This window comes from Clostridium sp. AF36-4, assembly GCF_003435975.1.
Classification (GTDB): domain Bacteria; phylum Bacillota; class Clostridia; order Lachnospirales; family Lachnospiraceae; genus Eubacterium_F.
On sequence record NZ_QTVH01000005.1, the window covers coordinates 37191 to 63262 of the forward strand.

Below are 26072 nucleotides of genomic sequence, written 5' to 3' on the forward strand. Positions count from 1 at the left end.
GATAGAAAAATGTGAGGCGTTAGATGAAGCGAAGGATTTTTTGGAAAAAGTTTCTTGTTTGCATGATTTTATTTTTCTGGACGCCATTTTTATGTGGACTGTTATTTTGGAAAATGGAAGTGAAAAAGACTCCGAAATGGGAGCAAAATACAGAAAATATCCGGGATTTTCAGGTGGTACCAAAACGGCTTGCCGGATTTGAAACATGGGGAAAAGACGAATATGAAGAGTTCGCAAAGGACTTTTTATATGCGGACGGTAAACTGGAAAAGACAAGCAAATCACTTCCGTCCTTATCGTGGTATCGTATCCTTTTGGAAAGAGAAACATGGGAGCCCTATGCCGTTTACTATCAAAAACTTCTTTCCGGGATAAAATGTTTTCCGGTTGTCTCAGATAAGAAAGAAAAAGAGGGGATTTCTTTTGAGGATTCATGGGGGATGTCCCGCAGTTATGGGGGAAAACGGCTCCATGAGGGGACGGATTTAATGCCACCGAAAAATCAAAGAGATACGTTTGCTGTTGTAAGTGTCTGTGATGGTGTTGTGGAAAAAATCGGATGGCTGGAATTAGGCGGCTACCGCATTGGAATCCGCAGTAAAACGGGCACTTATTTTTATTATGCTCATCTTTCTTCCTACGCGGAGGGGATGAAACAGGGAAAGACTGTGAAAGCGGGCGAGCTGCTAGGTTATATGGGAGACAGCGGTTATGGAAAAGAGGGAACGGTTGGAAAGTTTCCGGTTCATCTGCATTTTGGAATTTACTTTACGGCAGGTGACAAAGAAATCAGTGTGAACCCGTATCCAATTCTAAAGGCGATGGAAAAGCCTCTTTCCACCGCACGGTTTTTGTGATAAACTTTATTTGTGTGTAAAAAGCATGATTTAAGAAAGGAAAGAAAATGATGTACGAAAAATGTACCTTGGGATATCTTACGAAACGTAAGAAAGCAGAAATTTTATGGATTGTATTTTTTGTAGTGCTTGGCGTTGCTATTTTTTTAACCGGATATTTGTGGAGTGGTGTGCGTGCAAATATTTTTACTGTAATGGCAGTGTTACTCGTGCTTCCGGCGGCGAAACATCTGGTTGCGCTGATTGCGATGTTTCGTAAAAAAGGAGTTACGAAAGAGCGGTATGATAAAGTAAAAACGGCAGCAGGACAAGCGGTTTTGTATACCGATTATGTATTTACCTCGACGGAAAAAATTATGCATTTAGACTTTTTGCTTGTGAAAAATGGTAATGTTCTTGGCGTGATTGCGAAGTCCAAACAGGATGTGCCGTATTTGAAACAATATTTGACGGATGTTGTGAAAAAGACGGCACCGTCGTATCATGTGCGCTTGTTTGAGTCGGATGAAAAACTGATTTCACACCTGCAGCGCTTAACGCAGGAAGAAGCGTCAGAAAATTCGGAAAAAACACTGGTGGATTATTTACATTCACTTGCGATGTAGTGGAGAAGACGATGAGAGAGGTGACGATTGGAGCAAAGGAAAGCGGACAGCGTTTTTCTAAGTTTCTGGAAAAGTATTTCAAAGAGGCGCAGACAAGTTTTTTGTATAAAATGCTGCGAAAGAAAAATATCAAGCTAAATGACAAAAAGGCAACGGGCAGTGAAATGCTGCAAACGGGCGATAAAGTAACTGTGTATTTTTCAGATGAGACCTTTGAGAAATTTCGCGGAGAGACTAAAAAAGTGATTTATCCGGTAATAGATTTGGATATTGTTTATGAAGATGAGGATGTCCTGATTGTGAATAAGCCTGCCGGTATGTTGTCTCAAAAGGCGAAGCCTCAGGATGTTACACTTGTAGAATATATACTTGGTTATTTACAGAAAAAAGGTGAGTGGTCACCGAAAGACAGCCTGAAACCGGGGATTTGCAACCGGCTTGACAGGAATACAAGTGGTCTTGTGATTGCCGGGAAAAGCCTTCGGGGCCTGCAAAAAATGTCGGAGCTTTTAAAAGACCGAACGATGGATAAGTACTATCTTACAATTGTGGAAGGTGTTATGAAAGAACATTCGGTTGTCCGCGGATACTTAAAAAAGGATGAACAGACAAACCGGGTTCAGATTTTTTCGGAAGACGGAGAAGACCGTGTGTGGATTGAGACCGGGTATGAGCCGTTACGGACCAATGGCACAGTAACACTTTTGAAAGTGAAGCTGGTGACGGGCAAGACGCATCAGATTCGCGGACATCTGGCATCTTTGGGACATCCGCTATTGGGGGATGTAAAATATGGTGCAGCAAAGAGAGCGGATATGAAGCATTATTTTTTGCATGCGAAAACATTGTGTTTTCCTGAAAATATGGGAGAACTTAAAAATCTTTCAGGCAGGGTAGTAACGGCAAAAGAGCCGGATTACTTTGCGAAAATGATAAATAAACAATTTGGAAAGTGAGGAAAAAATATGAAACGTGCAGTGATTTTATTTGCAGAAGGATATGAAACCGTGGAGGCGCTTTTAGTCGTTGATTTACTGCGCCGTGGCGGTGTGGAAGTGACGATGGCTTCAATTACAGAAGATGAATTTGTGAGAAGTTCACATGGCGTAAATGTTGAGATGGACGCTGTTTTAGGAGAAGTGGATGTACTTGATTATGACGCTGTCATTCTTCCGGGAGGAATGCCGGGAACCATTAATTTGGGTGAAAGCGATGCAGTCAGAAAGGCAATTCTTGCTATGAATGATGCCGGAAAAATTGTTGCAGCCGTGTGTGCGGCACCTGGAGTTCTTGGTAAATATGGTTTGCTAGAAGGAAAGACGGCATGCAGTTTCCCACAACATGAAAAGAATTTGATTGGTGCAACGGTAGTTCGTGAGCCGGTCGTTGTTGACGGTAATATTGTGACAAGCCGCGGTCTTGGAACAACGATGGATTTTGGTTTGAAATTATTGGAGCTGCTTGAGGGAAAAGAAAAGTCAGACGAAATTGCACATAAAACTGTGTACCGGGAGAAAAATTAATGGCAACCTGGAATTCGAGAGGACTTCGCGGTTCTTTTTTGGAAGAACTCATAAATATGACAAATGACAAATACCGCTCGCAGAAACTGGCACTAGTGCAGAAAGTGCCAACGCCGATTAAACCGATTACGATAGACCAGACAACAAGACATATTACGCTTGCCTACTTTGAACAAAAAAGTACGGTGGATTACATCGGGGTCGTTCAGGGGATTCCGATTTGCTTTGATGCAAAGGAATGTGCGACTGATCGGTTTCCGCTTGCGAATGTGCATGAACATCAGATTCGCTTTATGAAAGAGTTTGAGGAGCAGGACGGCATTGCATTTTTATTGATTTATTTCAAAGCAAAAGATACCTTTATGTATCTGCCGTATGCAAAGTTAGATGAATTTTGGAGCCGGATGGAAGAGGGCGGAGTAAAGCATTTCAAATATGAAGAATTAGATCCCGCATATGAAATTTCGACCTATTCCGGAACATTTGTCCATTATTTAGAACAGATGCAAATGGACTTAGAACAAAGAGACAGCCGCTAAGCAATTTTTATCAGCAAAGCGGCTGTCCTCTTTTATTTCGCATTTAGGCTGCGATTATTTCATGCTCTCTTCCTGTTTCTTAATCATCTGACGAACCATCTCGCCGCCGATTGATCCAGCTTCACGGGAAGTAAGGTCACCGTTGTAACCATCTTTCAAGTTTACACCAATCTCGTTTGCAACTTCCATTTTGAAACGATTCATAGCCTCTTTAGCCTGTGGTACTTCCATCTTGGATGAATTTTTGTTTGTCATGATTTTTCACCTCCGTTTTATTTATTGTGAAGATAAAGGAATGCCGAGAAACGGCATCCCTTTTGTTGAAATGCTGTTTTTTTTCTCCTGCATCCGATTTATCTTGGTAATATTGTTGCCACAAAAAAGAAAAATATAATGGAAATTTGTGGCATAAAAGTAATGAAAAAAAATACTGACAAAAAAATACGAAAATGCTATAATGAAGTTCAATAAGAGGATTGTATAGTTTTGAGAGAAAGCTGTGCTTTTGAAAGGAGAAGTAGGATGCGCTTTCGTGATGTTGGGGTACAATTAGAGTACGACGGTGATTTTAAAATTTATAGAGAAGATGGAATTTCCCGGTATGGAAAACCGGATTATTTATTTTTGTATTTTCATACGGAGTGTTGTGTTGTGCTTGATAAGCAGCCGGTTTATGTTAAGCCGCCATCCGTGATTTTATATGATATTGGTGCTAAGCAGCACTATTATGCCGTAAATGATTCCTATAAAGATGATTTTGTGCATTTTTGGCTGGATGACAGCCGTTCTTTTGTGGATGAAATCAATCTGCCGATGAATACAGTAATTCACCTGCCGGAAAATACGTTGATTCCTTCGATGATGAAACAACTCTATCAGGAATATATTTCGATGAATGAGTACAAAGAGACGACGATGGAATGTTTATTTAAAATGATTTTGATTAAAGTTTCCGAGATGTCAGAAAGACGCAAGGTTGCCAAAATACCGGACCGATATGATGAATTGTTTCAGAATCTGCGTTCTCAGGTATATTTGGAGCCGTCGAAAGACTGGCATGTATCGGAGTGTGCCGGTGACAATGGGCTAAGTACACCGTATTTTCAGAAATTGTATAAATCATATTTTGGAAATACGTTTGTGCAGGATGTTGTACAGAGCCGGATGGAGCACGCCAAACATTTTTTGCTGGTTTCCAATTATTCGATTAAGGAAATTGCGGATTTGTGTGGCTATCACAATGAAACATTTTTTATGAAGCAGTTTAAGAAAAATATTCACGTGACACCGAGCCAATACCGGGCGCAGGCACGAAAAAAATTACAGGAATAGCAAAATCGTCATTTTTTTGCCACATTTTCCTGTTACATTTAATACAGTAGTTACTTTGTTGACTACTACTCCCACCCTATTATACGAAGAGGAACACCTAGTCTTTTGACTGGGTGTTCTTCTTTATGTAAAGAAAATCTTGCCAGTTTCCGCCAGATTTAGTATCATAAAGGTAATGGCTTGAGAGGGGCGTTGATATGAAAAAAGAGTATTTTACAATTCCAAATCTAATGGGATATTTTCGGATTTTGTTAATTCCTGTATTTTGTATTTTATATTATCATTCGGAGAATGCAGGCTGCTTTTATGGGGCGGTTATTGTTCTTTGTCTTTCGTTTTTGTCGGATTTTTTTGATGGGAAAATTGCAAGACATTTTCATCAGGTGACCGAATGGGGAAAAATGTTAGACCCTATTGCGGACAAACTGACCCAAGCGGCACTTGCGATTATGTGTACCGTGCATTTCCCTGCGACCATCTGGTTGTTTTTATTATTTGCAGCAAAAGAAATTTATATGGGGCTGATGGGATTATTTGTGATTCGAAAGAAAAATCAGGTTTTTGGTGCCAAGCGGTTTGGAAAAATTGGTACGGCAGGCTTGGATTTTGGAATTTTAGCACTTATTTTATTCCCCGGCATGCCTCTTTTAGTATCGAATTTATTGATTCTGGTATTGATGATTTTAATGGTTGTTACCTGGATTTTGTATCTTCGGTTCCATATCGAATTACTCACAGATAAAACGTTTGGAAAAATAAAAAAACGTTATAAAGCAGTGGGTGTGGCAGGTGTTTTTCTCTATCTGATTTTGGGAGCGGCACTTCCATATCTGAACCAGCCAAAAGTGAGTGAAGAATATAAAAAAGAATTTGCAAATAAAGTTTTTGCATCGGAAAACTCGGCAGGAGACCGCGTGATGCTCATTGAAGATAATGGGGAGGCATTGGCGGAAAGAATTCGAATGCTTGAGCATGCAAAACAATCCATTGTTTTATCCACGTTTGATTTTCATTCGGATATCAGCGGGAAAAAGATGTTGGCTGCCTTGTGGGCAGCGGCAGAACGCGGCGTCAAGGTGAAAATTTTGGCGGATGGCTGCAATTCATGGATCCGTATGACGGGAAATGCCTATTTTTATGCACTTGCTTCCCATGAAAATGTGACGATAAAAACGTATAATCCGGTCAATCCCCTGTTGCCGTTTCGCGCGATGAGCCGGATGCATGATAAGTATGTGATTGTTGATGATTCTTTGTATCTGCTAGGAGGAAGAAATGTCTATGATTCTTTCCTTGGAGTGCAGGAAGGACCTAAAAATTATGACAGGGATGTTTTAGTTTACCACGAAGGAGAAAAAGAAGGCTCCATTTATCAGGTAAAAGCCTATTTTGAAGCAATCTGGAATGATTCGTTGTGTAAGGCATGGAATGATAACCATTTGCTTTGGTTAATTCCCGGTGTAAAAAGGGCAGCGCAGGAACTGGAAAAACAGTACATTTCTATGAAAAAACAGGAACCTGGATGGTTTCAAAACATATCATATCAAGAAAAAACAGTGGTGGCAAATCGGATTACACTGCTCTCGAACCCGACTTGCCTTTACAGCAAAGAACCGCAGGTGTTTTACGGTTTGTGCGAACTGATGAAGCAGGCCAAAAAAGAAGTTATCTGGCACACACCGTATATTATCAATAATGATTATATGTATGGTGAAATTGCAAAGATAGCCAAAGAGGTCCCTGAATTTACCGTTATGACGAATTCAGTGAAAAATAACGGGAATCCGTTTGGCTCCGTGGATTATGCACTTCACAAGGACGAGGTGTTAAAGATGGGGGCGAAAGTGCTTGAGTACCACGGTGGTGTTTCTTACCACGGAAAGAGTGCGGTGATTGATGACAGACTTGCAATTGTCGGTTCTTTTAATATGGATATGAAGAGTGCTTATCAGGATACGGAGTTAATGCTGGTGATTGACAGCAGGCCTTTGTGTGAGATATTGAAAAAAAGTTTTACTTCCTATCAAGAAGAAGCGGATGCAGCAGACGGTACAGTGGACAGTAAAGAGGAACTTTTTGATGATACAACAGGTGCGTTAAAAAAAGTTTCCAACTATGTAATCTCAAAGCTGAATCCGTATTTGCGATATTTGTTCTGATAATTTGTTGAAAAATTTGTAGAAATGGTGTATTATAAGGTGGACTATGAAAAAGTATGGAGGAATATCATGAGCGACAAGTTAAAAGTAGGTATCCTTGGCGGTACCGGTATGGTAGGCCAGCGTTTTATTTCGCTGTTGGAAAATCACCCTTGGTTTGAAGTAACAACAATTGCAGCAAGTCCAAGAAGTGCGGGGAAAACATATGAAGAGGCAGTAGGCGGCCGTTGGAAAATGCAGAAACCGATGCCGGAAGCAGTAAAAAATATAGTTGTAAAAAATGTAAATGACATTGAGGCAGTCAGCAGCGAAGTTGATTTTGTTTTTAGTGCCGTAGATATGACAAAAGAAGAAATCAAAAAGATTGAAGAAGATTATGCAAAAACCGAGACACCGGTTGTTTCTAACAACAGTGCACACCGCTGGACACCGGATGTTCCGATGATTGTACCGGAAGTAAATCCGGAGCATTTAGAGGTTATCGAGAGCCAGAAAAAACGTCTGGGAACTAAGAGAGGCTTTATCTGTGTAAAACCAAACTGTTCGATCCAGAGTTATGCACCGGCACTTACCGCATGGAGAAAGTTTGAGCCGACACTGGTTGTTGCTACGACTTATCAGGCAATTTCCGGAGCAGGAAAGACATTTAAAGACTGGCCGGAAATGGAGCATAATATTATTCCATATATTGGCGGCGAAGAAGAAAAGAGTGAGCAGGAGCCGCTTCGTATTTGGGGTAAAGTGGAGAATGGACAGATTGTAAAAGCGGATGGCCCATTGATTACAAGCCAGTGTATCCGTGTACCGGTACTGGATGGACATACGGCTGCGGTATTTGTTAATTTTAAACAGAAACCAACGAAAGAAGAGCTGGTTCAGGCACTTGTTGAGTTTAAGGGTGCACCTCAGGAATTGGGATTGCCAAATGCACCAAAGCAGTTCATTCAGTATTTAGAAGAGGATGACCGTCCACAGGTTGCTTTGGATGTAAATTATGAAAATGGATTTGGCGTTAGTATCGGACGTCTTCGAAAAGACGCATATTTTGACTGGAAATTTGTGGGACTTTCTCATAATACCGTACGTGGTGCAGCAGGTGGTGCTGTGCTGATGGCGGAACTTTTGAAAGCCAAAGGATATATAACAGCTAAATAAATTGGGAAAGGATGATGGGAATGAGTAAATTTCGTGTGCTGGTCAAAGGAATTGTGCAGTATCAGGATTCTTATTTAGCAGTGGAGCGCTGGTATGATGACCGTATTTTTGACCCTTATCAGTGGGAATTTATTGATGGGGAGATGGAATTCGGAGAGACACCGGAAAAAGCAGTAGAGCGCATTGTGGCGGAAAAAACAGGAGTGGCTGTTCAGGTAAATAAGCCACTGTACACCTGGGGATTTACCGCAGGTGAGATTTGTACATGTGGAATTGCTTTTCTGTGTGATGCACAGATGGATGAAGTGATTTTGGCAGAGGAACTTCGTGACAGTAAGTGGGTTCCAAAAAGCGAAATTGCTCAGGTAATCACCAATCAGGCAGTTGTTAAAGATATCGAGAAGGCGGGTCTGACAAGTAGTTTTGACCTGGATGATTTTGGAAAGGTGGATTTGTTTATTGAACCTATGGATTAAGAATGGACATGTTTTAGACCCTGCCAATCATCTGGATGAAGTGTGTGATGTATATGTGAAAGAGGGAAAGGTTGCCTGTGTTGGCAGCCTTTCGTCGGATAAAATTCCAGACGAATGTACGGTGATTGATGCAGAAGGAAAATACGTGATGCCGGGACTTGTTGATTTGCATGTGCACCTAAGAGAACCCGGTTTTGAGTACAAGGAAACAATTTATTCCGGTACGCACGCGATGGCAAAGGGCGGTTTTACAGCGGTTTGCCCGATGCCAAATACAAAGCCTGTGACAGATTCTCCGGCAATGATTGAAAAAATTCTTAAGATTGCCAAAACAGACAGTCCGATTCGTGTTTATCCTGTTGGGGCTGTTACGAAAGGGCAGCTTGGCGAGGAAATGACGGATATTGCCGGTATGGTAAAAGCAGGAGCAAAAGCAATTAGCGAAGATGGCAAGTCCGTGATGAATGCCGAAATTTACCGTGAAGCGATGAAAGAAGCAAAAAAAGCGGGAATTCCGGTGCTTGCCCATTGTGAAGATAAAAACATGGTAGGCCACGGAGCAATGAATGCCGGGGAAAAAGCCAAAGAACTTGGAATCTGCGGAATCACCAATGCGGTAGAAGATGTGATTGTGGCAAGAGATATTCTTCTTGCGAAAGAAACCGGAGTTCATCTTCATTTGTGTCACTGTTCAACAAAAGACAGTGTAAAAATGGTTCGTATTGCAAAAAAGGATGGCGTCAGTGTATCAGCAGAAGTATGTCCACATCATTTTGCAATGACAGAGGATGAAATCGCAGGAGACGATGCGAATTATAAAATGAATCCACCACTGCGAAGTGCTGCGGATGTAGAAGCTTTGGTGGATGGTTTAGCGGATGGCACGATGGAAGCAATTTCTACGGACCATGCGCCACACGGCGAAGAAGAAAAGAAACAGTCGATTGCAAAAGCACCGTTTGGAATTGTTGGTTCAGAAACGGCATATGCACTTTCTGTGACACATCTTGTGAAGACGGGAAAATTAACCCCGCTTCAGTTAGTTGAAAAAATGAGTACGAATCCATGCCGGATTCTTTCGGTACCAGGCGGAACACTTTCTGTGGGGGCACCGGCGGACATTACAATTGCGGATATGGATTCGGAATATGTGATTGATAAGAATACCTTTTTATCAAAAGGTAAGAACACACCATTTGATGGAGCAAAAGTCAATGGTCGTGTGTATTATACGATTGTAGGCGGAAACATTGTTTATCAATATGAATAAATGGAGGACACCATGATTGATCAATTAGTTGAAAAAATTAAAAAGACAAAGGCACCGGTTGTTGTTGGATTAGACCCTATGCTTTCTTATATTCCGGAATGGATTTTAAAAGATGCCATTTCAAAATATGGAGAGACCATGGAGGCGGCCGGAGAAGCGATTTGGGTATATAACAAAGGAATCGTGGATACGGTTTATGATTTGATTCCGGCTGTAAAACCTCAGATTGCCATGTATGAGCAGTTTGGAATTCCGGGACTTGTGGCTTTTCAGAAAACAGTAAATTACTGCAAAGAAAAGGGACTGGTTGTTATCGGTGATGTGAAACGTGGCGATATTGGTTCGACTTCAACGGCTTACGCAAATGCTCATTTGGGCAGTGTGACCGTTGGGACTACCGTTTGCCGTGGCTTTGATGAGGATATGATTACGGTCAATCCGTATCTTGGTACCGATGGTGTGAAACCATTTGTTGATGTCTGCAAAGAGGAAAAGAAGGGTATTTTTGTTTTGGTAAAGACTTCAAATCCATCTTCCGGCGAATTTCAGGATAAGTTAATCGATGGAAAACCATTGTATGAGTTAGTTGGTGAACATGTGGCAAAATGGGGCGAAGATTGTGTTGGCTCCTGCGGTTACAGCGAGGTAGGTGCGGTTGTTGGTGCTACTTATCCGGAAATGGGTAAAGTGCTTCGTAATATTATGCCAAAAAGTTATATTCTGGTGCCGGGTTATGGTGCACAGGGAGGAACAGCAGATTCTCTTCGTCCATACTTCAATGAAGATGGACTTGGTGCAATTGTAAATTCATCCCGTGGTATTATTTGTGCTTACAAACAGGAGAAGTATGCTTCATTTGGTGAAAAAAATTATGCCGATGCTTCTCGTCAGGCAGTAATTGACATGATTGAGGATATTAACCGTATTTTCTAATGATTTTAGAAAATAGTTTTGGAAAGGAAATGATGATGGCAAAGATACAGTGTATGGCAAAGGTAACGGAAGTTTCTGTTCTTGCAGAGGGGATTGTATCCATGTGGCTGTCGGCTTCGGGAGTTGCGAAATCGGCAAAACCGGGACAGTTTATTTCGCTGTACTGCGATAATTCGGATACACTTCTTCCACGTCCGATAAGTCTTTGTGAAGTGAATCAAAAAGATGGTCTTCTCCGCATTGTATTCCGCATTGTTGGTGCGGGAACAAAGGAATTTGCGGCGAAAAAAAAGGATGATGAAATCCGGATTCTCGGACCTTTGGGAAATGGATTTCCATTGGATGCTTGTGAAAAAGACAAGACGGCAGTGTTAATTGGTGGTGGAATTGGAATTCCGCCGCTTTTGGAACTTGCAAAGCAATTGCCTTGCAAAACAACGGTGGTGGTTGGCTACCGAAATGCCGATGCTTTTTTGCGGGAAGAATTGGAAGAGGCGGCAGACCGTGTTGTAATTGCTTCAGATGATGGCAGTATAGGAATAAAAGGAACCGTTTTGGATGCCATGGAAGCAGAAGGTGTGACCGGAGACTGTATTTTTTCCTGTGGACCAACGCCGATGCTTCGCGGTGTGAAACAATGGGCTTTTGAAAAACAGATTCCGGCGTGGATTTCAATGGAAGAAAAGATGGCGTGCGGTATTGGTGCCTGTCTTGCCTGTGTATGTGAGTCAAAGGAAATCGACTCACATTCAAAAGTGAAAAATAAACGTATCTGTAAAGATGGTCCGGTCTTTTTATCGACAGACATTGAGTTATAAGGAGGAGGAAAATGAGCAAACAGTTAGAAGTAAATTTCGCGGGAATCACGTTTCCAAATCCAATAACGACGGCGTCCGGTACATTCGGCTCCGGACTCGAATACAGTGAATTTGTGGATTTGAAGAAACTTGGTGCCGTGACGACAAAAGGCGTTGCCAATGTGCCGTGGTCCGGAAATCCGACACCGCGTATTGTGGAAACCCACGGTGGTATGCTCAATGCTATTGGGCTTCAGAATCCGGGAATTGATACTTTGATTGCACGTGATTTGCCATATCTGTATGAGCATGGTGCACATATTATCGTAAATGTGTGCGGGCGTTCCAAAGAGGATTATGTGGAAGTAGTTGAACGTCTTGCGGATGAAGACGTGGATATGTTAGAGATTAATATTTCCTGTCCGAACGTAAAGGCAGGCGGGATTGCTTTTGGACAGAAACCGGAAATGGCGGAAGAAATTACGAAAGCTGTGAAAGTAGTGGCAAAGCAGCCGATTGTTATGAAACTTAGTCCGAATGTCACGGATATTACAGAGATGGCAAAAGCGGTGGAAGCCGGAGGTGCAGATGGTGTTTCGCTGATTAATACGCTGACCGGTATGAAAATTGATGTAGCAAGAAAAACATTTGCTCTTGCCAATCAGACCGGCGGTATGTCCGGTCCATGCGTGAAACCGGTTGCAGTGCGGATGGTATATCAGGTGGCAAATGCTGTTTCCATTCCAGTCTTAGGAATGGGTGGTGTACAGAATACCGAGGATGCTCTTGAATTTTTGATGGCAGGTGCTACCATGGTGGCAGTCGGTACGGCAAACTTTTTTAACCCGTATGTAACATCCCAGATTATTGATGGATTAGAGGAGTATGTAAAGAAGGAAAAACTTTCGAGTATCCGAGATATTATCGGATGTGTAAAATAGTAAGAAATTAAGTTTAGATACAAAAGGAAGTGTTTCGAAACACTTTGTTACACTTTAGAATGGAGGTCAATATGAAATCGTATATGCAGATGAGCAGGGAGGAACTCCTGTCATTGAAAGCTAGTCTGGAAGAAGAGTTTAAAACGGAAGAGGCGAAAGGGTTGTCTTTAAATATGGCACGTGGTAAGCCGGGAGCTTCTCAGCTTGCATTATCTATGCCGATGCTGGATGTGATTAACAGCAAATCTGACATGAAAACTTTATTAGGAAATGATACCAGAAACTATGGTGACTGGGATGGAATCGGAGAGTGCCGCCAGTTGTTAGCTGATATGATGGAAGTAAAAAAGGACAATGTAATTGTATGTGGAAATTCCAGCTTGAATATTATGTATGATACGGTTGCTCGTTCCATGATTCGTGGTGTGAATGGTTCAACTCCGTGGTGTAAACTGGATAAAGTTAAATTTTTGTGTCCGGTTCCCGGATATGACAGACATTTCAAAATTACGGAGTTATTTGGTATCGAGATGATTAACATCCCGATGGATGAAAATGGTCCGGATATGGATTTAGTTGAAAAATATGTGAATAACGATGAGGCAGTAAAAGGTATCTGGTGTGTGCCAAAGTACTCTAATCCGACTGGTATCACATACTCGGATGAGGTAGTAAAACGTTTTGCAAATCTTCATCCGAAAGCAGAAGATTTCCGTATCTTCTGGGATAATGCGTATTGTATTCATCACATTTACGATGAAATTCATGACAAAATTCCAAACATTTTGGAGGAGTGTGAGAAAGCAGGAAATCCGGATATGGTTTACATGTTTGGTTCAACTTCAAAGGTAAGTTTTCCTGGCTCCGGTGTTTCTGCAATTGCGACATCACTAGCTAATGTGGAATTTATCCGTCAGCACATGACTGTGCAGATTATCGGACATGATAAGATTAACCAGCTTCGTCATGTAAGATTCTTTAAGGATATTGACGGTCTTAAAAATCATATGCAGAAGCATGCAGAAATTCTGCGTCCGAAGTTTGAGGCTGTTTTGCAGATTTTACAGGAAGAACTCAAGGGGCTTGAAATTGGTTCCTGGGTGAAACCGCGTGGTGGTTATTTCATTTCCTTTAATGCAATGCCTGGTTGTGCAAAAGCGATTGTTGATAAATGTAAGCAGCTTGGTGTAGTTCTTACGGGAGCAGGCGCTACCTATCCGTATGGAAAAGACCCGGAAGATTCCAATATCCGAATCGCCCCTTCTTTCCCAACACCGGAAGAAATGGCAGAAGCAACAAAAATCTTTGTTCTTTGTGTCAAATTAGCATCCGTTGAAAAACTGTTAAATGACTAGGAGGAACGAAAATGGAACGATATAAGGAAGAGTTTATTGAGTTTATGGTAGAGAGCGATGTTTTGAAATTTGGTGAATTTACGCTGAAAAGCGGAAGAAAATCACCATTTTTCATGAACGCAGGTGCTTATGTAACCGGCTCTCAGTTAAAACGTTTAGGCGAATATTATGCAAAAGCGATTCATGACCAGTATGGAGATAATTTTGACGTTTTATTCGGACCTGCATACAAAGGAATTCCGCTTAGCGTAGCAACCACAATTGCTTTTTATGAATTGTATGGCAAAGAAATCCGTTACTGTTCAAACCGCAAAGAAATCAAAGATCATGGTGATACCGGAATTCTGCTTGGAAGCAAAATTAAGGATAAAGAGCGTGTGGTAATTATTGAGGATGTTACGACTTCAGGAAAATCCATCGAAGAAACTTTCCCGATTATTCAGGCACAGGGAGATGTGGAGATTGTTGGACTTATGGTTTCCCTAAATCGTATGGAGCAGGGAAAAACAAAAGAAAAGAGTGCGCTGGATGAAATTCGTGAAGTATATGGATTCAAAACGGCTGCTATCGTTTCAATGGAAGAGGTAGTTGAGCGTTTGTATAATAAAGAATGCCTTGGAAAAATTGTGATTGATGACAAAATGAAGGCATCCATCGACTCATACTATGAGAAGTACGGTGTTCAAAAGTAAATGATTGGAAAACTTGTCGCATGACGCCGGGGATTTTGTGTTCCCGGCGTTTTTCGCTGAAAAAACGTGTATTTGAACAAATTTTTGGTTTCTTTTTTGGTACTAATTGATAATTTACAAGGAGAAAATAAGGTGCTAAGATAGGAAACACTCCACCTCCAATAACAAAAAGGAGGTACTAAAATGAAAATTGCTTTTTGGAGCAATGCCAGAGGACATTCCGGTGTTACAAGTAATTTGGCTTGTATCAGCGTATTATCAGCATTAAGTTGTCCGAATGAGCGGACAATTGTCTTTGAAAATCACAAAAATATTGTGAATCTGGGGAGCACTTATTATCATCCGCAGTCTGCCGGATGTGTAAGAGAGCCCATGTATTACCAGACCGCAAGCGGTCTGGAGAAGGTTCTTCAATTAGTGGAAAAAGGAGAAGAACTTTCCGAAGAAAATTTATATGGTTTGACTAAGGATTACTTGGGAAAACGTCTTTTTTATCTTCCTTCAGAACCGGTAAAGAGTTCTGATTATCTGGAGTATTATTTAGAACGGGAAGCAGTTCGGACGATGGAATGTTTAGAGCGGCTTAGCGATATGGTTATGGTCGATACGTCGGCCGCACAGTTAGCGAGCTCGCGTAAAATTTTACAACAGGCTGATTTGGTTGTTGTGAATTTGAATCAGAATCTTCCGTTGCTTTCTCATTTTTTTCGAAATTATTCATCCATACAGGAAAAGGCATTTTATCTGATTGGAAATTATGATGGAAAGTCGGAGCTTACAAAGTCGGCGATTATGAAACAGTTTCATATACCCGGCGCAAAGATTGGCACGATTCCGCATGATACCGGTTTTTCCGATGCAATGTCAAGGGGACAGCTGATTCCTTTTTTGTTGAAAAATTATATGCAAGAAAATTCTCTTTCCCATGAGATGTTTATGCAGGCGGTGAAAGAGACAGTGTCTTTGCTGCAGGAACAGATTCGGAAGCATGGATGAAAGGAGAGGTGGAGCATGAAGAAAATGAGAAAAAGAATTGCACTTTTTTTCGCTCTTTCGCTCTGTGTGAGTGTACGGCCGGTTTTAGCAAAAAGGATGGTATCTGATTTTTCGGAGTTTAAGCAGTTGTGTGAATCGGATACGAAGGAAACTATCGAGCTGACTTCGGATATAATCGTGGATGAACCTGTAGTGATACGAGGAGAGAAAATAATTCATGGCAGAGGACATAATCTGGTTCGGAGTGCTTTGCATGGGAAAGTTTATGGTGGATGTCTGTTTTTAGTGCAGGGGAAAAAATGTGAATGGAGCCAGTTGACGGTTTCCGGCAGTGCAGGGGAAAATACAAAATCTAAGATATTTGGAAGGTTAATCGAAGTCAGACAGGGAACATTGGTGATTGGGAAAGGATGCTTTCTGCAGGATAATGTGAATGAAACGCTTGCGGTCAACGGAGGTGGAGCAGTTGAGATTGGCAGCGGAGGTGTTTGCATTATGAAAGCAGGGAGCGTGCGTAACAACAGAAATGTTTCCGGTGGAGCGGCCTTTTATGTAAAAAAGGGCGGCCGATTACTGATACAGGGAGGTGTAATTACTGGTAACAAAACGATAGGAGTCGGTGCTGTGGAAGGGTTTGATGGAAGAGGTGGAGCGATTTACTCGGAAGGCAGTGTCTGGTTTAAAGGTGGAGTTATATCGGGAAATACGGCCAAAGGTTATCGAAAAGGTGATATTTGTTACGGAGGTGTCGGTGGAGCTGTTTATGTGGCAAAAGGCGGTTCGTTATTTGTTCAGGGCGGCACATTGACAAACAATCCGGATGAAAGGGAGGAGCAGATTTATGCTGATGGCAAGGTTACCGGCTGGGAAAATAAGAAATCAAAGAAAAAGGAGCCAAAACAAAATCAGTCAGAGATAACTAAGTCGAAGCAAAAAAACACAAATGAAAACCAACAAAAACATAACCTTATGCCAGCTAAAACGGCAAAACCAAAGCCGGAAAAGACAGATACCATAAAAAAGGAAAAACAACAAAAGACAGATTCGACAGAGCATAAAAAAACAATAATGCCGGTTATGGATAAAAAAGAAGAAATACATGGGCGGGTTTTGTATGTCGAGCCGGATAATACAGATTTTGTTGAAGAAAAGTGGCATTTTTCGGTAGATGCACTGAAGGTGGCACGACAGTTTATACACCGTCAGGAAAAGCCCTTTAGCAGAGAGGTAAATGATAGCTTTTTAAGACAGTTTGCAAAGGCGAAAAAAGGAGTGGTAAAAAATGAATGAATTTCAAAAAGATTATTTGCTGAAGCGTCAGGACTATGGTGTTTTATATCCTTACGTGATGGAAGAAACGGTCACAGATATTCATTGGAATGGCAGACAGTTATGGATTGATGACTTGGAAAAGGGGCGGTATATGGCACCGGAAGTTTTATCTGAGTCATTTGCAAATCGGTTTTCCATGCTATTATCGAATTTATCAAATAAGGCATTTAACAGGGATAATCCGGTTATGGAAGTGGAAACGGAAGAACTTCGTGTCTGTCTGGTGCATCCAAGTGTTGCGTATTCCGGGCTTTCGATTTCACTGAAAAAAACACCTGCCGTGCGCCGGCTGAAAAAAGAGGATATGACAGGAAATGGCTACTGTGATGCAAGAGTGATTGAATTTCTGATTCAATGTATGGCAGCGCATTGCAGTATTGCAATATGCGGATGTTCCGGTTCCGGAAAAACAGAATTATTGAAATATCTGACGCAGTATATTCCTGCTGCGGAGCGAACCGTTACGATAGAGGATGTGTTAGAGATTCATTATCAGAAAATGAATCCTAATAAAGATTGTGTGGAGATGAGAGTGGCGGAAAACTTTTCTTATACGCAGGCAATCCAAATATGTATGAAACAATTGCCAAACTGGCTGATTTTGTCCGAAATCAAGTCCGAGGAGGTGAAATGTTTCTTAGAGTCAATTCGTACCGGAGCTTGTGGAATGACTACGATGCTTGCAGAGGATGTAAGGAGTATTCCGGAGAGAATCTTAGCTATGGCAGGGGAAAAAGAAGATAGCAGATGGATTGAAAATGACACGTATCGTTACTTGGATATTGGTATTTTAGTGAAAAGTAAACGGGATGAGACAGGACTTTTGCACCGCTTTATTGACCAGATTGGTGTGTTTGAACGGGAACCGGTAAGGGGAGGAGAAACTGCGAACCGGATGATTATGCTCGTGGAAGATGGAAAAGTTGTTAATTACCGTCTTCCCAAAAGTTTGTCGAGAAAATTTCAAATTGGGGAAATTGTTCCCGGAAATGATTGGAGGCTTTCATGAAAGTGTGCGATGAATCTCTTTATCATGAGATTGCTGTGATTTATCGTTTCCTCCATTTGTATGAGCGAATGGAAACGATGGAAGGGGAAGCACTTGATTTTATAACACGTGATTTTGATGCGTGGAAAAGGAGAAGAGAACAAAGAAGGCAGTCTGAGAAAAAGATAAAAAAAGAGTATTTGTTATCGGTGATACTGGCATTTATCCTTTGTTTGGTTTCTTTTCTTATGTTGCATTTTTGCTCTCTTATGTTGACGGGAAAAGAAACGAATATACTTGGTTCTACTGCTGTTTTTTGTGGTATGGTTTTGTTGACTGTTACTTGTTTTTTATTATGGCTTTGGAAGAAAAAGAGGAAAAAGGACAGTACCGTCTTAGCGCAGGAGATGAGACAGATGGCTTCTTACTGGATTATGACAGTTGCCTGTTCTTTGCAGACAAAAGGTGTTTATCAAATGATTTTGCTGTCGATTGAGGGAATGGATGGCTGGTTTCGTGAAGAGTTGGAAACTTTATTGGAAAATATTCGGCAGGATCCGGCCTCTTATAAACCATATGATTCTTTTTGTGAGGAATTTGATGACATGGAGTTTCGCATCGCAATGAGAGTATTGGGAAGGGCAAATGTCGATGGCTGTGAGCAGGCAAAGCAGGAGATATTTTTTCTTATGGAACAGTTGTATAGTAAGTACGATGAGAAAGAGGAGAGTAGCAGTAAAAAACATGCGTTGCGTCTGCGTGCATTTCGTCGGATTCCACTTTTTATTGCCGGTGTAAAAATCATGTGGGACAGTGTTTTAGTATTTTCTCTTCTTGTTCAGCAGATGACGATTTGGAATGGAGGGTGAGATGAGCCGATTAGTGGATGAATTTATACTTATGTTATTGTTCACAGCGCTTTCTTTTCTTTTGGTGTTCTATCTCTCTCAAAATGTGAGATATGGAAGTGCCAGAACGTATTACCGGGAGGCTGTATATCAATTGCAGAAAAGTGATTATTCGGAAGAAGCAAAAAAACAATGTAATAAGGAGGCAAAAGACAGAGGCTATCAGGTACAGATAAAGAGTAAAACGACAGGGTATGTTCGTGTTATTCTGTGGTATGATGTCGTTTTTCCTTTTGGATTACGAAAAAAATATGTGATTGATGGGTATGAATATGCAGGATAGGAGGTGATTTGTGTGAAGACAATTGTGATATCGATGATTGGAATTGGTTCAATTTTATTTGTTGTTATGATTCAACATACGGCGTCAAAACGAATGTGGTCATATGAAAGAGCGGAAACTTCTTTATCATCTGCTATGGAGCAGACAATGTCGGAGGTGATGGAGGAAAACCATTATGGAATTGAAAATCGCAATGAGATGCTAGCAGCCCTTTTACAGTCCCTGATTGCAAAATGGAACCATGAAATTGATTTGACGGTTCTGGTTCATAAAATGGATTATGATAAAAGACAGATGGATGTGGAGGTCTGCGGCAGAATGAATATGGATGAGGGAAAAGAAGAGACGGTGAGTGTGAGAAGAAAAATTGTTTTTGAAAAAGATTAAATGGCAAGAAGCCGAAAGAAACTATTCGGCTTCTTCCGGCTCCTCTGTTATTTTTGGTTTGAGTTCAAGTTTTACTGTATCAATTCGATTTCCGTCGACTTTAAGTACTGTGTACCTGGCAAATTCATCTTCGGCTGTTTCCCCTTCAGTTGGAAAATGCTCCAACAGGTTAATGACATGCCCCGCAATCGAGTCATAATCATCGGATTTAAGCGGTACGCCGAGTGCCTCGGCAATGTCATCTAATGGTGTAGAACCAAGCACTTTGTAGACGGAATCAGAAAGTACTTGAATGTCATCTTCTTCGTCTGTGTCGTACTCATCACGTAGTTCGCCAACGATTTCCTCAATGAGGTCTTCCATGGTAATCAGACCGGCGAGAGCACCATATTCGTCCAGAACAATGGTCATCGGAATGGAGTCCTTCCGCATTTCCATGAAAAGTTCGGAGACATTTTTGTATTCATAAGTGACATGAGCTTCCCGCATCAAAGATTTGATGTTCAGGTTTTCTTTGTCGCCTTGATAAAAAACGAAATCTTTCAAGTTGATAATACCAATGATGTGATCAATGGTTTCTTCGTATACCGGAAGTCTTGCGTATTTGTTTTCCGTAAATTCCGTCAGCAGTTCGTCATAGGAAATGTTTGCCTCCACCATGGCAATATCCATACGTGGAATCATAACATCTTTGGCAAGTGTATCACCAAAGTCTACGATATTGGTAATCATCTTACGCTCCTCGCTTTCGATGACACCTTCTTCGTGACTGACATCAACAAAGGTACGCAGCTCATCTTCTGTAATACTGCTTGATTTTTTTGAAGTGTCCACACGCAGTAAAAACATTAAAAATCTTGCAAATTGGTTGACGATAAAAATAACAGGCGTCAATATGTGAGTGATAGCGGAAATTGAACTCGAATAGAAGAGTGCTAATTTCTCTGCATTTTTTGTCGCAAGGTTTTTTGGTGTGATTTCACCAAAAATCAAAATCAATACAGTCAGAATACCGGTTGCGATACCGGCAAAAAGACTAGTGCTGTTTTCCATACCAATCCGTTTGCATATTGAAAATGCATAGGATGTTGATATCGAAGAAGCAGAAAGATTTACAATGTTGTTACAAATCAGTACAGCACTCAGCATTTTTGAAGGTTCTTCGATTAACTTCAAAACGCGTTTTGCTGCTTTACTATTTTCCTCTGCCAAAGAGCGCATGCGGATTTTATTTACCGTTGTTAATGCCGTCTCTGCAGAAGAGAAATATGCGGATAATATGAGTAAAATTATAATTATAAGTATATTTACCGCGTCACTGGGCCCCAAGTCCTCATCTCCTTTTGTATCCAGGGTCGTTATGGATTATTTTCCAACCATTGTATCTGATTGGATGAATATTGTCAAGTTTTGTCTTTTCAAGTCAGCGTCAAATCAGCTTAAAGCCTGACGTTTTCTGGCCATTTCATCACTGTCGAGATATTCGTCATATGTGGTTACCTTGTCAATCATACCATTTGGCGTAAATTCAATGATACGGTTGGCGATGGTCTGGATAAACTGATGATCCTGGGAAGTGAATAAAACAACACCGGGGAATTTAATCAGACCATTGTTTACGGAAGTGATGGATTCCATATCTAAGTGGTTTGTTGGCTCATCCATTAAAAGGACGTTAGAACCAAGCATCATCATTTTGGAAAGCATAACACGAACTTTCTCACCACCGGAAAGTACATTGACTTTCTTTAATCCATCGTCGCCCTTAAAGAGCATACGTCCTAAAAAGCCGCGGACATAAGTAGCATCTTTTTCCGGAGAAAATGGCATTAGCCAGTCTACGATGGTATCGTTACTGTCAAAGTATGCTGTGTTATCTTTCGGGAAATATGAGTTGGAAGTTGTAATTCCCCATTTATAATCGCCTTCGTCCGGTTCCATTTCACCGGCAAGAATCTGGAATAAGGTTGTTGCCGCAATACCGTAAGAACCAACAAAAGCAATTTTATCATCGTGGCCAACGGTAAAGGAAACATTGTCAAGCACTTTTTCGCCATCAATCGTCTTTGAAAGATTGGTAACGGTAAGGACTTCATTTCCGATTTCGCGGTCCGGTTTAAAGTCAACATAAGGATATTTACGGCTGGATGGGCGCAGAGTGTCTAACTCGATTTTTTCCAGCGCACGTTTTCTGGAAGTTGCCTGTTTGGATTTGGAAGCATTTGCACTGAATCGCTGGATAAATTCCTGCAGTTCTTTGATTTTTTCTTCCTTTTTCTTATTGGCTTCTTTCATCTGCTTAATCATCAATTGGCTGGATTCATACCAGAAATCATAGTTACCTGCATAAATCTGCATTTTGCCGTAATCTAAGTCAACGGTATGAGTACATACTTTGTTGAGGAAATAACGGTCATGGGATACTACAATAATTGTATTCTCAAAATCAATGAGAAATTCTTCTAACCAGCGGATGGAGTCCAAATCCAAATGGTTTGTCGGCTCGTCGAGCAGAAGAATATCCGGGTTGCCAAATAAGGCACGTGCTAACAAGACTTTAACCTTGTCCGTGTCCGGCAGTTCGCTCATCTGTTTGTAGTGAACTTCCGTGGCAATACCAAGTCCGTTTAACAAGGTGGCAGCGTCAGCTTCTGCTTCCCATCCATTCATGGTGGCAAACTCGGCCTCGAGTTCACTTGCACGCATACCATCTTCTTCGGAGAAGTCTTCCTTGGCATAGATGGCATCTTTTTCCTTCATGATGTCATACAGTTTTTGATTTCCTGCAATTACGGTGTCCAAAACAATTTGGTCGTCATATTTAAAATGGTCCTGCTCCAATACGGAAAGACGCTCGCCGGGGCCTAAACTGATTTCGCCGGTTGTCGGCTCTAATTCGCCGGAAAGAATTTTCAAAAAAGTAGACTTTCCTGCACCGTTGGCACCGATGATACCGTAGCAGTTTCCTTCAGTGAATTTAATATTTACTTCCTCGAAAAGCGCTTTTTTTCCGAAACGTAATGAGATGTTACTTGCTTGAATCATAATTTCCTCCATGTTTGTTTCATACTAAAGTTTTTGCCATAAGGCATAACATATCTATTTTATTTTACTAGAAATTTGCTAAATTGCAAGGATTTCTTTACAGTAGCGGAGGAATATGGTACATTTTATCATGCAGAAAAAAGCTGCCGGGTGTGCAGCTGGTTAAGAAAGGGAGATGTTATGCCAACGAAAAAGCAAAAACAGGCTGTAATCCGACAGCTTTTAATTCCAATAATTTTGATTATTGCGGCACTTTTGTACCAGCCGGTAAAAGGGCTTTTTGTCTCAAAGGAAAAGCCTGTTGAGACAAAAGCGGATGGTGGCAGCCTTACGGTTTCTTATATCGATGTGGGACAGGGGGATGCTACGCTTATTCAAAAAGGAAACTTTAGTATGTTAATTGATGCCGGGAAAAATGAAAAAGGGCAGATGGTTGTTTCTTATCTGAAGAAAAAAGGTATTAAAAAGTTAAATATATTAGTGGGAACTCATCCGGACAGTGACCATGTCGGAGGTCTTGATGATGTCATTAACAATGTTCAGGTAGACACGGTGTATCTGCCTGAGGCAAAAAAACAGACGAAAACGTACCGGGATGTGGAAAGTGCCTTGAAGAGTGTGAATAAGACGGCACAGATGCCGGAAATCGGAAAGGAATATCGGTTTGAAAAAAATGTGGTAATCCGTTTTTTGGGACCGCTCAAAAATTATAAGGAAGCAAATAATAATTCTTTGGTGGTGCAGCTTGCCTATGGGAAAAACCGCTTTTTATTTATGGGCGATGCGGAAGAAAAAGCAGAAGAGGATATGATAAAAGAGAATTACGATCTCGAATGTGATGTGCTAAAAGTTGGGCATCATGGAAGTTATACGGCAACGGGGGATAATTTTCTTACAAAAGCGGATCCGGCGTATGCTGTTATCAGCGCGGGAAAAGACAATTCTTATGGACATCCTCATGCAGCTACTCTTGCTAAGCTTGAGGATGATGATGTGCAGATATACCGCACGGATACGATGGGAACGATTGAGGCAGTTTCAGACGGGAATCAGATTCATATGGAAACGGAGAAGGGGAAAACAAACGAATAGTTGATAGTTGCATTTTCAAGGGAATCCCATTATAATAAGTAAGATACCACATAAGAAGGAGGAGCCATATGGAGGAAGAAAAGACAGTCGGATTGGTTGAAACGTTTGATACCGGTGAATTGTCAACGGAATTGATTCCGCCGAATTTTACAGATCCGGATGATTTGTTTGAAATCTTGAAAAAAACGGTCAGCAGTTACCATCCTTCCAATGATTTGGAGATGATTAACAAAGCTTATGAACTGGCGAAGGATGCCCATAAAGACCAGAAGAGAAAATCCGGCGAACCATACTTGATTCACCCGGTATGTGTGGCGATAATTCTTGCACAGCTTGAGATGGATAAGGAGACCATCGTGGGGGGGCTGCTTCACGATGTTGTTGAAGATACAAAATATACGACAGAAGATTTGACAGAGATGTTCAGCGCAGAAATTGCGGCATTGGTGGATGGTGTTACGAAATTGACACAGTTGAATTATTCTTCTGATAAATTAGAGTTACAGGCGGAAAATCTGCGTAAGATGTTTCTTGCGATGGCGAAAGATATCCGCGTAATTATTATTAAACTGGCTGACCGCCTTCATAACATGCGGACAATGCAGTTTATGAAGCCGGAGAAACAGAAAGAAAAATCAAAAGAGACGATGGAAATTTATGCACCGATTGCAGACCGGCTTGGTATATCCAAAGTAAAGGTTGAATTAGATGATTTGTCTTTACAGTATTTAGAGCCGGAAGCTTATCGGGATTTGAGCGAACAGTTTAATGCCATCAAGGAATATAAGGAAAATTTCGTAAAGGAAATTATGGAAGAAGTGGATAAGCGGCTGATTGAAAATAATATTAAGGCAACCATTGATGGCCGCGTAAAACATTTGTTTAGTATTTACCGCAAGATGGCAAAACAGCATAAGACATTAGACCAGATTTACGATTTATTTGCAATTCGTATTATTGTGGACAATGATCAGGAGTGCTACACGGCACTTGGTATTATTCATGAGATGTATAAACCGATTCCGGGGCGTTTTAAAGACTACATTGCGATGCCGAAACCGAATCATTACCAGTCTCTGCATACGACGCTGATTGGTCCGACCGGTCAGCCGTTTGAAATTCAGATTCGTACGTATGAAATGCATCGAACGGCAGAATATGGTATTGCGGCTCACTGGCGTTACAAAGAGAGCGGTGGAAGCAACAGCTCCAAAAATCAGAGAGAAGAAGAGAAGATGGCATGGCTGCGTAGAATTTTGGAATGGCAGCATGACATGGATGATAATAAGGAATTTTTGAGTTCCATTAAAAGTGATTTGGATTTGTATTCCGACCGAATTTACTGCTTTACACCAAATGGAGATGTAAAAAATCTTCCTGCCGGCTCCACACCGATTGATTTTGCCTATGCTGTCCACACAGCAGTGGGAAATAAAATGGTGGGTGCCAGAGTAAATGGCAGTATCGTGAAACTGGATTATGAGATTCAAAATGGTGACCGCATTGACATTATTACCAGTCAAAACAGCCGTGGTCCAAGCCGTGACTGGCTAAATCTTGTCAAGAGCAGTCAGGCAAAGAATAAAATTAACCAGTGGTTCCGTAACGAATTTAAGGAAGATAATATTATTAAAGGAAAAGAACTTTTGCATACTTACTGCAAAAACAAAGGCATTGACCTTTCGGTTCTTTTGCGAAATGAATATACAGCAGCCTGCATCCGCAAATATGGATTTCGTGACTGGGAGTCTGTGTGTGCCGCAATTGGGCATGGTGGATTAAAAGAAGGACAGGTTGTTAATAAGTTACAGGACGAGTATAACAAGAAAAACAAACGCATTGTTTCGGATGCTCAGGTGCATGAAGTAATTGAGAATGCAAAAGAGGCAAAGCAGGTGGCAGAACACACATCCAAAGAACACTTAAAGAGCAAAAGCGGCATTATTGTGGAAGGTTTGGATGATTTGGCAGTTCGTTTTTCGAAATGCTGCAGCCCGGTTCCGGGAGATGAAATTGTTGGATTTGTTACAAGAGGCCGCGGTGTGTCAATTCACCGTACCGATTGTGTGAATATGATTCATCTGCCGGTATCGGAGAAAAATCGCCTGATTGAAGCCGAATGGAGTCCGGAGGCAAAAGACAGCGGTGAAGTTTATCCGGTTGAAATCGTCATTTACTGTTATAACAGAAGTGGTGTATTGTTTGACATTTCCCGTATTTTTACGGAAAATAATATTGATGTGAAATCCATGAATGTCCGCACAACCAAGCAGGAGCGCGCAACGATTACCGTTGGATTTGAAACACATGGTGTGGAACAGTTAGACCGGTTAATCAGTAAATTAAAATCCGTAGAAAGTGTAAACGACATTGAGCGAAGCACGAACGGTTAAAAAGGGAGAAATAT

The 26072-nt window shown here is 41.2% G+C and carries 26 protein-coding genes; 23 read left to right on the forward strand and 3 right to left on the reverse strand.

Annotated features, from left to right (window positions below; translation table 11 throughout):
- The first annotated feature begins 23 nt into the window (after positions 1–23).
- Genes DW005_RS03960 through DW005_RS03980 form a run of 5 tightly spaced genes read left to right on the forward strand, consistent with a single transcriptional unit; the run spans position 24 to position 3524 of the window.
- Entirely contained in the window at positions 24–857 is an 834-nt protein-coding gene (locus DW005_RS03960) for a M23 family metallopeptidase (RefSeq protein ID WP_242989356.1), read from the forward strand.
- A 47-nt stretch (positions 858–904) separates the two neighbouring features.
- A complete protein-coding gene (locus DW005_RS03965) occupies positions 905–1462 on the forward strand; it encodes a PrgI family protein (RefSeq protein WP_147324413.1) in 558 nt (185 codons plus the stop codon).
- An 11-nt stretch (positions 1463–1473) separates the two neighbouring features.
- Complete coding sequence (locus DW005_RS03970) at positions 1474–2418, forward strand: RluA family pseudouridine synthase (RefSeq protein ID WP_117478253.1); 945 nt, start codon at positions 1474–1476, stop codon at positions 2416–2418.
- Positions 2419–2427: 9 nt separating this feature from the next.
- Positions 2428–2985: a DJ-1 family glyoxalase III gene (locus DW005_RS03975; RefSeq protein WP_117478254.1), complete on the forward strand. Its 558-nt coding sequence runs from the start codon at positions 2428–2430 to the stop codon at positions 2983–2985.
- Positions 2985–3524 (forward strand): Holliday junction resolvase RecU, encoded by a 540-nt coding sequence (locus DW005_RS03980; RefSeq protein ID WP_117478255.1) that lies wholly within the window; start codon positions 2985–2987, stop codon positions 3522–3524. Before DW005_RS03975 ends, DW005_RS03980 begins: the two co-directional genes overlap by 1 nt.
- Before the next feature lie 54 nt (positions 3525–3578).
- Here the strand turns inward: DW005_RS03980 and DW005_RS03985 are convergent, their stop codons facing one another.
- The gene (locus DW005_RS03985) at positions 3579–3779 is read right to left on the reverse strand and encodes an alpha/beta-type small acid-soluble spore protein (protein WP_022377712.1); all 201 of its coding nucleotides are present in this window, start codon (positions 3777–3779) and stop codon (positions 3579–3581) included.
- A 267-nt stretch (positions 3780–4046) separates the two neighbouring features.
- Between DW005_RS03985 and DW005_RS03990 the strand changes: the two genes are divergently transcribed.
- The 16 genes from DW005_RS03990 to DW005_RS04065 all read left to right on the forward strand — a co-directional run bounded on the left by DW005_RS03990 (position 4047) and on the right by DW005_RS04065 (position 19528).
- Positions 4047–4856, forward strand: coding sequence for an AraC family transcriptional regulator (locus DW005_RS03990; RefSeq protein WP_117478256.1), 810 nt, complete (start codon positions 4047–4049; stop codon positions 4854–4856).
- Between the two features lie 197 nt (positions 4857–5053).
- On the forward strand, positions 5054–7015 hold the full coding sequence (locus DW005_RS03995) for a CDP-alcohol phosphatidyltransferase family protein (RefSeq protein WP_117478257.1): 1962 nt from the start codon (positions 5054–5056) through the stop codon (positions 7013–7015).
- Between the two features lie 69 nt (positions 7016–7084).
- Positions 7085–8170, forward strand: coding sequence for an aspartate-semialdehyde dehydrogenase (gene asd / locus DW005_RS04000; RefSeq protein WP_117478258.1), 1086 nt, complete (start codon positions 7085–7087; stop codon positions 8168–8170).
- Positions 8171–8190: 20 nt separating this feature from the next.
- Entirely contained in the window at positions 8191–8646 is a 456-nt protein-coding gene (locus tag DW005_RS04005; RefSeq protein WP_022377708.1) for an NUDIX domain-containing protein, read from the forward strand.
- Positions 8630–9916, forward strand: coding sequence for a dihydroorotase (locus DW005_RS04010; protein ID WP_117478260.1), 1287 nt, complete (start codon positions 8630–8632; stop codon positions 9914–9916). The genes DW005_RS04005 and DW005_RS04010 overlap by 17 nt, the downstream gene beginning before the upstream one ends.
- Before the next feature lie 12 nt (positions 9917–9928).
- Positions 9929–10849: an orotidine-5'-phosphate decarboxylase gene (gene pyrF / locus DW005_RS04015; protein WP_117478261.1), complete on the forward strand. Its 921-nt coding sequence runs from the start codon at positions 9929–9931 to the stop codon at positions 10847–10849.
- Positions 10850–10884: 35 nt separating this feature from the next.
- Positions 10885–11667 (forward strand): dihydroorotate dehydrogenase electron transfer subunit, encoded by a 783-nt coding sequence (locus DW005_RS04020; RefSeq protein WP_117478329.1) that lies wholly within the window; start codon positions 10885–10887, stop codon positions 11665–11667.
- 11 nt (positions 11668–11678) lie between these two features.
- Positions 11679–12587 (forward strand): dihydroorotate dehydrogenase, encoded by a 909-nt coding sequence (locus tag DW005_RS04025; RefSeq protein ID WP_117478262.1) that lies wholly within the window; start codon positions 11679–11681, stop codon positions 12585–12587.
- Positions 12588–12658: 71 nt separating this feature from the next.
- A complete protein-coding gene (locus DW005_RS04030; RefSeq protein WP_022377703.1) occupies positions 12659–13942 on the forward strand; it encodes an aminotransferase class I/II-fold pyridoxal phosphate-dependent enzyme in 1284 nt (427 codons plus the stop codon).
- A gap of 11 nt (positions 13943–13953) precedes the next feature.
- Positions 13954–14634: an orotate phosphoribosyltransferase gene (gene pyrE, locus DW005_RS04035; protein ID WP_022377702.1), complete on the forward strand. Its 681-nt coding sequence runs from the start codon at positions 13954–13956 to the stop codon at positions 14632–14634.
- A gap of 183 nt (positions 14635–14817) precedes the next feature.
- Positions 14818–15630 carry a hypothetical protein gene (locus DW005_RS04040; RefSeq protein ID WP_117478263.1) on the forward strand — a complete coding sequence of 271 codons (813 nt, stop codon included), beginning with the start codon at positions 14818–14820 and terminating at the stop codon, positions 15628–15630.
- 15 nt (positions 15631–15645) lie between these two features.
- Positions 15646–16920 (forward strand): hypothetical protein, encoded by a 1275-nt coding sequence (locus DW005_RS04045; protein WP_117478264.1) that lies wholly within the window; start codon positions 15646–15648, stop codon positions 16918–16920.
- Positions 16913–17971, forward strand: coding sequence for an ATPase, T2SS/T4P/T4SS family (locus DW005_RS04050; protein ID WP_117478265.1), 1059 nt, complete (start codon positions 16913–16915; stop codon positions 17969–17971). Before DW005_RS04045 ends, DW005_RS04050 begins: the two co-directional genes overlap by 8 nt.
- Positions 17968–18819: a hypothetical protein gene (locus tag DW005_RS04055; protein ID WP_117478266.1), complete on the forward strand. Its 852-nt coding sequence runs from the start codon at positions 17968–17970 to the stop codon at positions 18817–18819. Before DW005_RS04050 ends, DW005_RS04055 begins: the two co-directional genes overlap by 4 nt.
- 1 nt (position 18820) lies before the next feature.
- Complete coding sequence (locus DW005_RS04060) at positions 18821–19141, forward strand: hypothetical protein (RefSeq protein WP_117478267.1); 321 nt, start codon at positions 18821–18823, stop codon at positions 19139–19141.
- A 12-nt stretch (positions 19142–19153) separates the two neighbouring features.
- Complete coding sequence (locus tag DW005_RS04065) at positions 19154–19528, forward strand: hypothetical protein (protein WP_117478268.1); 375 nt, start codon at positions 19154–19156, stop codon at positions 19526–19528.
- Between the two features lie 21 nt (positions 19529–19549).
- Here the strand turns inward: DW005_RS04065 and DW005_RS04070 are convergent, their stop codons facing one another.
- Both DW005_RS04070 and DW005_RS04075 read right to left on the reverse strand, forming a co-directional pair.
- Positions 19550–20857, reverse strand: a complete 1308-nt coding sequence (locus DW005_RS04070; protein ID WP_022376597.1) for a hemolysin family protein — start codon at positions 20855–20857, stop codon at positions 19550–19552.
- Between the two features lie 105 nt (positions 20858–20962).
- Positions 20963–22573 carry an ATP-binding cassette domain-containing protein gene (locus DW005_RS04075; protein WP_022376596.1) on the reverse strand — a complete coding sequence of 537 codons (1611 nt, stop codon included), beginning with the start codon at positions 22571–22573 and terminating at the stop codon, positions 20963–20965.
- Between the two features lie 180 nt (positions 22574–22753).
- On the opposite strand from DW005_RS04075, the gene DW005_RS04080 reads away from it, so the two are divergent.
- The gene (locus tag DW005_RS04080) at positions 22754–23665 is read left to right on the forward strand and encodes a ComEC/Rec2 family competence protein (RefSeq protein WP_117478269.1); all 912 of its coding nucleotides are present in this window, start codon (positions 22754–22756) and stop codon (positions 23663–23665) included.
- 68 nt (positions 23666–23733) lie between these two features.
- Positions 23734–26058, forward strand: coding sequence for a bifunctional (p)ppGpp synthetase/guanosine-3',5'-bis(diphosphate) 3'-pyrophosphohydrolase (locus DW005_RS04085; RefSeq protein ID WP_022376594.1), 2325 nt, complete (start codon positions 23734–23736; stop codon positions 26056–26058).
- Positions 26059–26072: the final 14 nt, after the last annotated feature.

Coding starts and splice junctions, on each gene's coding strand:
- DW005_RS03960 (WP_242989356.1), top strand. CDS start 24: ATGAAGCGAAGGATTTTTTGGAAAAAGTTTCTTGTTTGCATGATTTTA.
- DW005_RS03965 (WP_147324413.1), top strand. CDS start 905: ATGATGTACGAAAAATGTACCTTGGGATATCTTACGAAACGTAAGAAA.
- DW005_RS03970 (WP_117478253.1), top strand. CDS start 1,474: ATGAGAGAGGTGACGATTGGAGCAAAGGAAAGCGGACAGCGTTTTTCT.
- DW005_RS03975 (WP_117478254.1), top strand. CDS start 2,428: ATGAAACGTGCAGTGATTTTATTTGCAGAAGGATATGAAACCGTGGAG.
- DW005_RS03980 (WP_117478255.1), top strand. CDS start 2,985: ATGGCAACCTGGAATTCGAGAGGACTTCGCGGTTCTTTTTTGGAAGAA.
- DW005_RS03985 (WP_022377712.1), bottom strand. CDS start 3,779: ATGACAAACAAAAATTCATCCAAGATGGAAGTACCACAGGCTAAAGAG.
- DW005_RS03990 (WP_117478256.1), top strand. CDS start 4,047: ATGCGCTTTCGTGATGTTGGGGTACAATTAGAGTACGACGGTGATTTT.
- DW005_RS03995 (WP_117478257.1), top strand. CDS start 5,054: ATGAAAAAAGAGTATTTTACAATTCCAAATCTAATGGGATATTTTCGG.
- asd (WP_117478258.1), top strand. CDS start 7,085: ATGAGCGACAAGTTAAAAGTAGGTATCCTTGGCGGTACCGGTATGGTA.
- DW005_RS04005 (WP_022377708.1), top strand. CDS start 8,191: ATGAGTAAATTTCGTGTGCTGGTCAAAGGAATTGTGCAGTATCAGGAT.
- pyrF (WP_117478261.1), top strand. CDS start 9,929: ATGATTGATCAATTAGTTGAAAAAATTAAAAAGACAAAGGCACCGGTT.
- DW005_RS04020 (WP_117478329.1), top strand. CDS start 10,885: ATGGCAAAGATACAGTGTATGGCAAAGGTAACGGAAGTTTCTGTTCTT.
- DW005_RS04025 (WP_117478262.1), top strand. CDS start 11,679: ATGAGCAAACAGTTAGAAGTAAATTTCGCGGGAATCACGTTTCCAAAT.
- DW005_RS04030 (WP_022377703.1), top strand. CDS start 12,659: ATGAAATCGTATATGCAGATGAGCAGGGAGGAACTCCTGTCATTGAAA.
- pyrE (WP_022377702.1), top strand. CDS start 13,954: ATGGAACGATATAAGGAAGAGTTTATTGAGTTTATGGTAGAGAGCGAT.
- DW005_RS04040 (WP_117478263.1), top strand. CDS start 14,818: ATGAAAATTGCTTTTTGGAGCAATGCCAGAGGACATTCCGGTGTTACA.
- DW005_RS04045 (WP_117478264.1), top strand. CDS start 15,646: ATGAAGAAAATGAGAAAAAGAATTGCACTTTTTTTCGCTCTTTCGCTC.
- DW005_RS04050 (WP_117478265.1), top strand. CDS start 16,913: ATGAATGAATTTCAAAAAGATTATTTGCTGAAGCGTCAGGACTATGGT.
- DW005_RS04055 (WP_117478266.1), top strand. CDS start 17,968: ATGAAAGTGTGCGATGAATCTCTTTATCATGAGATTGCTGTGATTTAT.
- DW005_RS04060 (WP_117478267.1), top strand. CDS start 18,821: ATGAGCCGATTAGTGGATGAATTTATACTTATGTTATTGTTCACAGCG.
- DW005_RS04075 (WP_022376596.1), bottom strand. CDS start 22,573: ATGATTCAAGCAAGTAACATCTCATTACGTTTCGGAAAAAAAGCGCTT.
- DW005_RS04080 (WP_117478269.1), top strand. CDS start 22,754: ATGCCAACGAAAAAGCAAAAACAGGCTGTAATCCGACAGCTTTTAATT.
- DW005_RS04085 (WP_022376594.1), top strand. CDS start 23,734: ATGGAGGAAGAAAAGACAGTCGGATTGGTTGAAACGTTTGATACCGGT.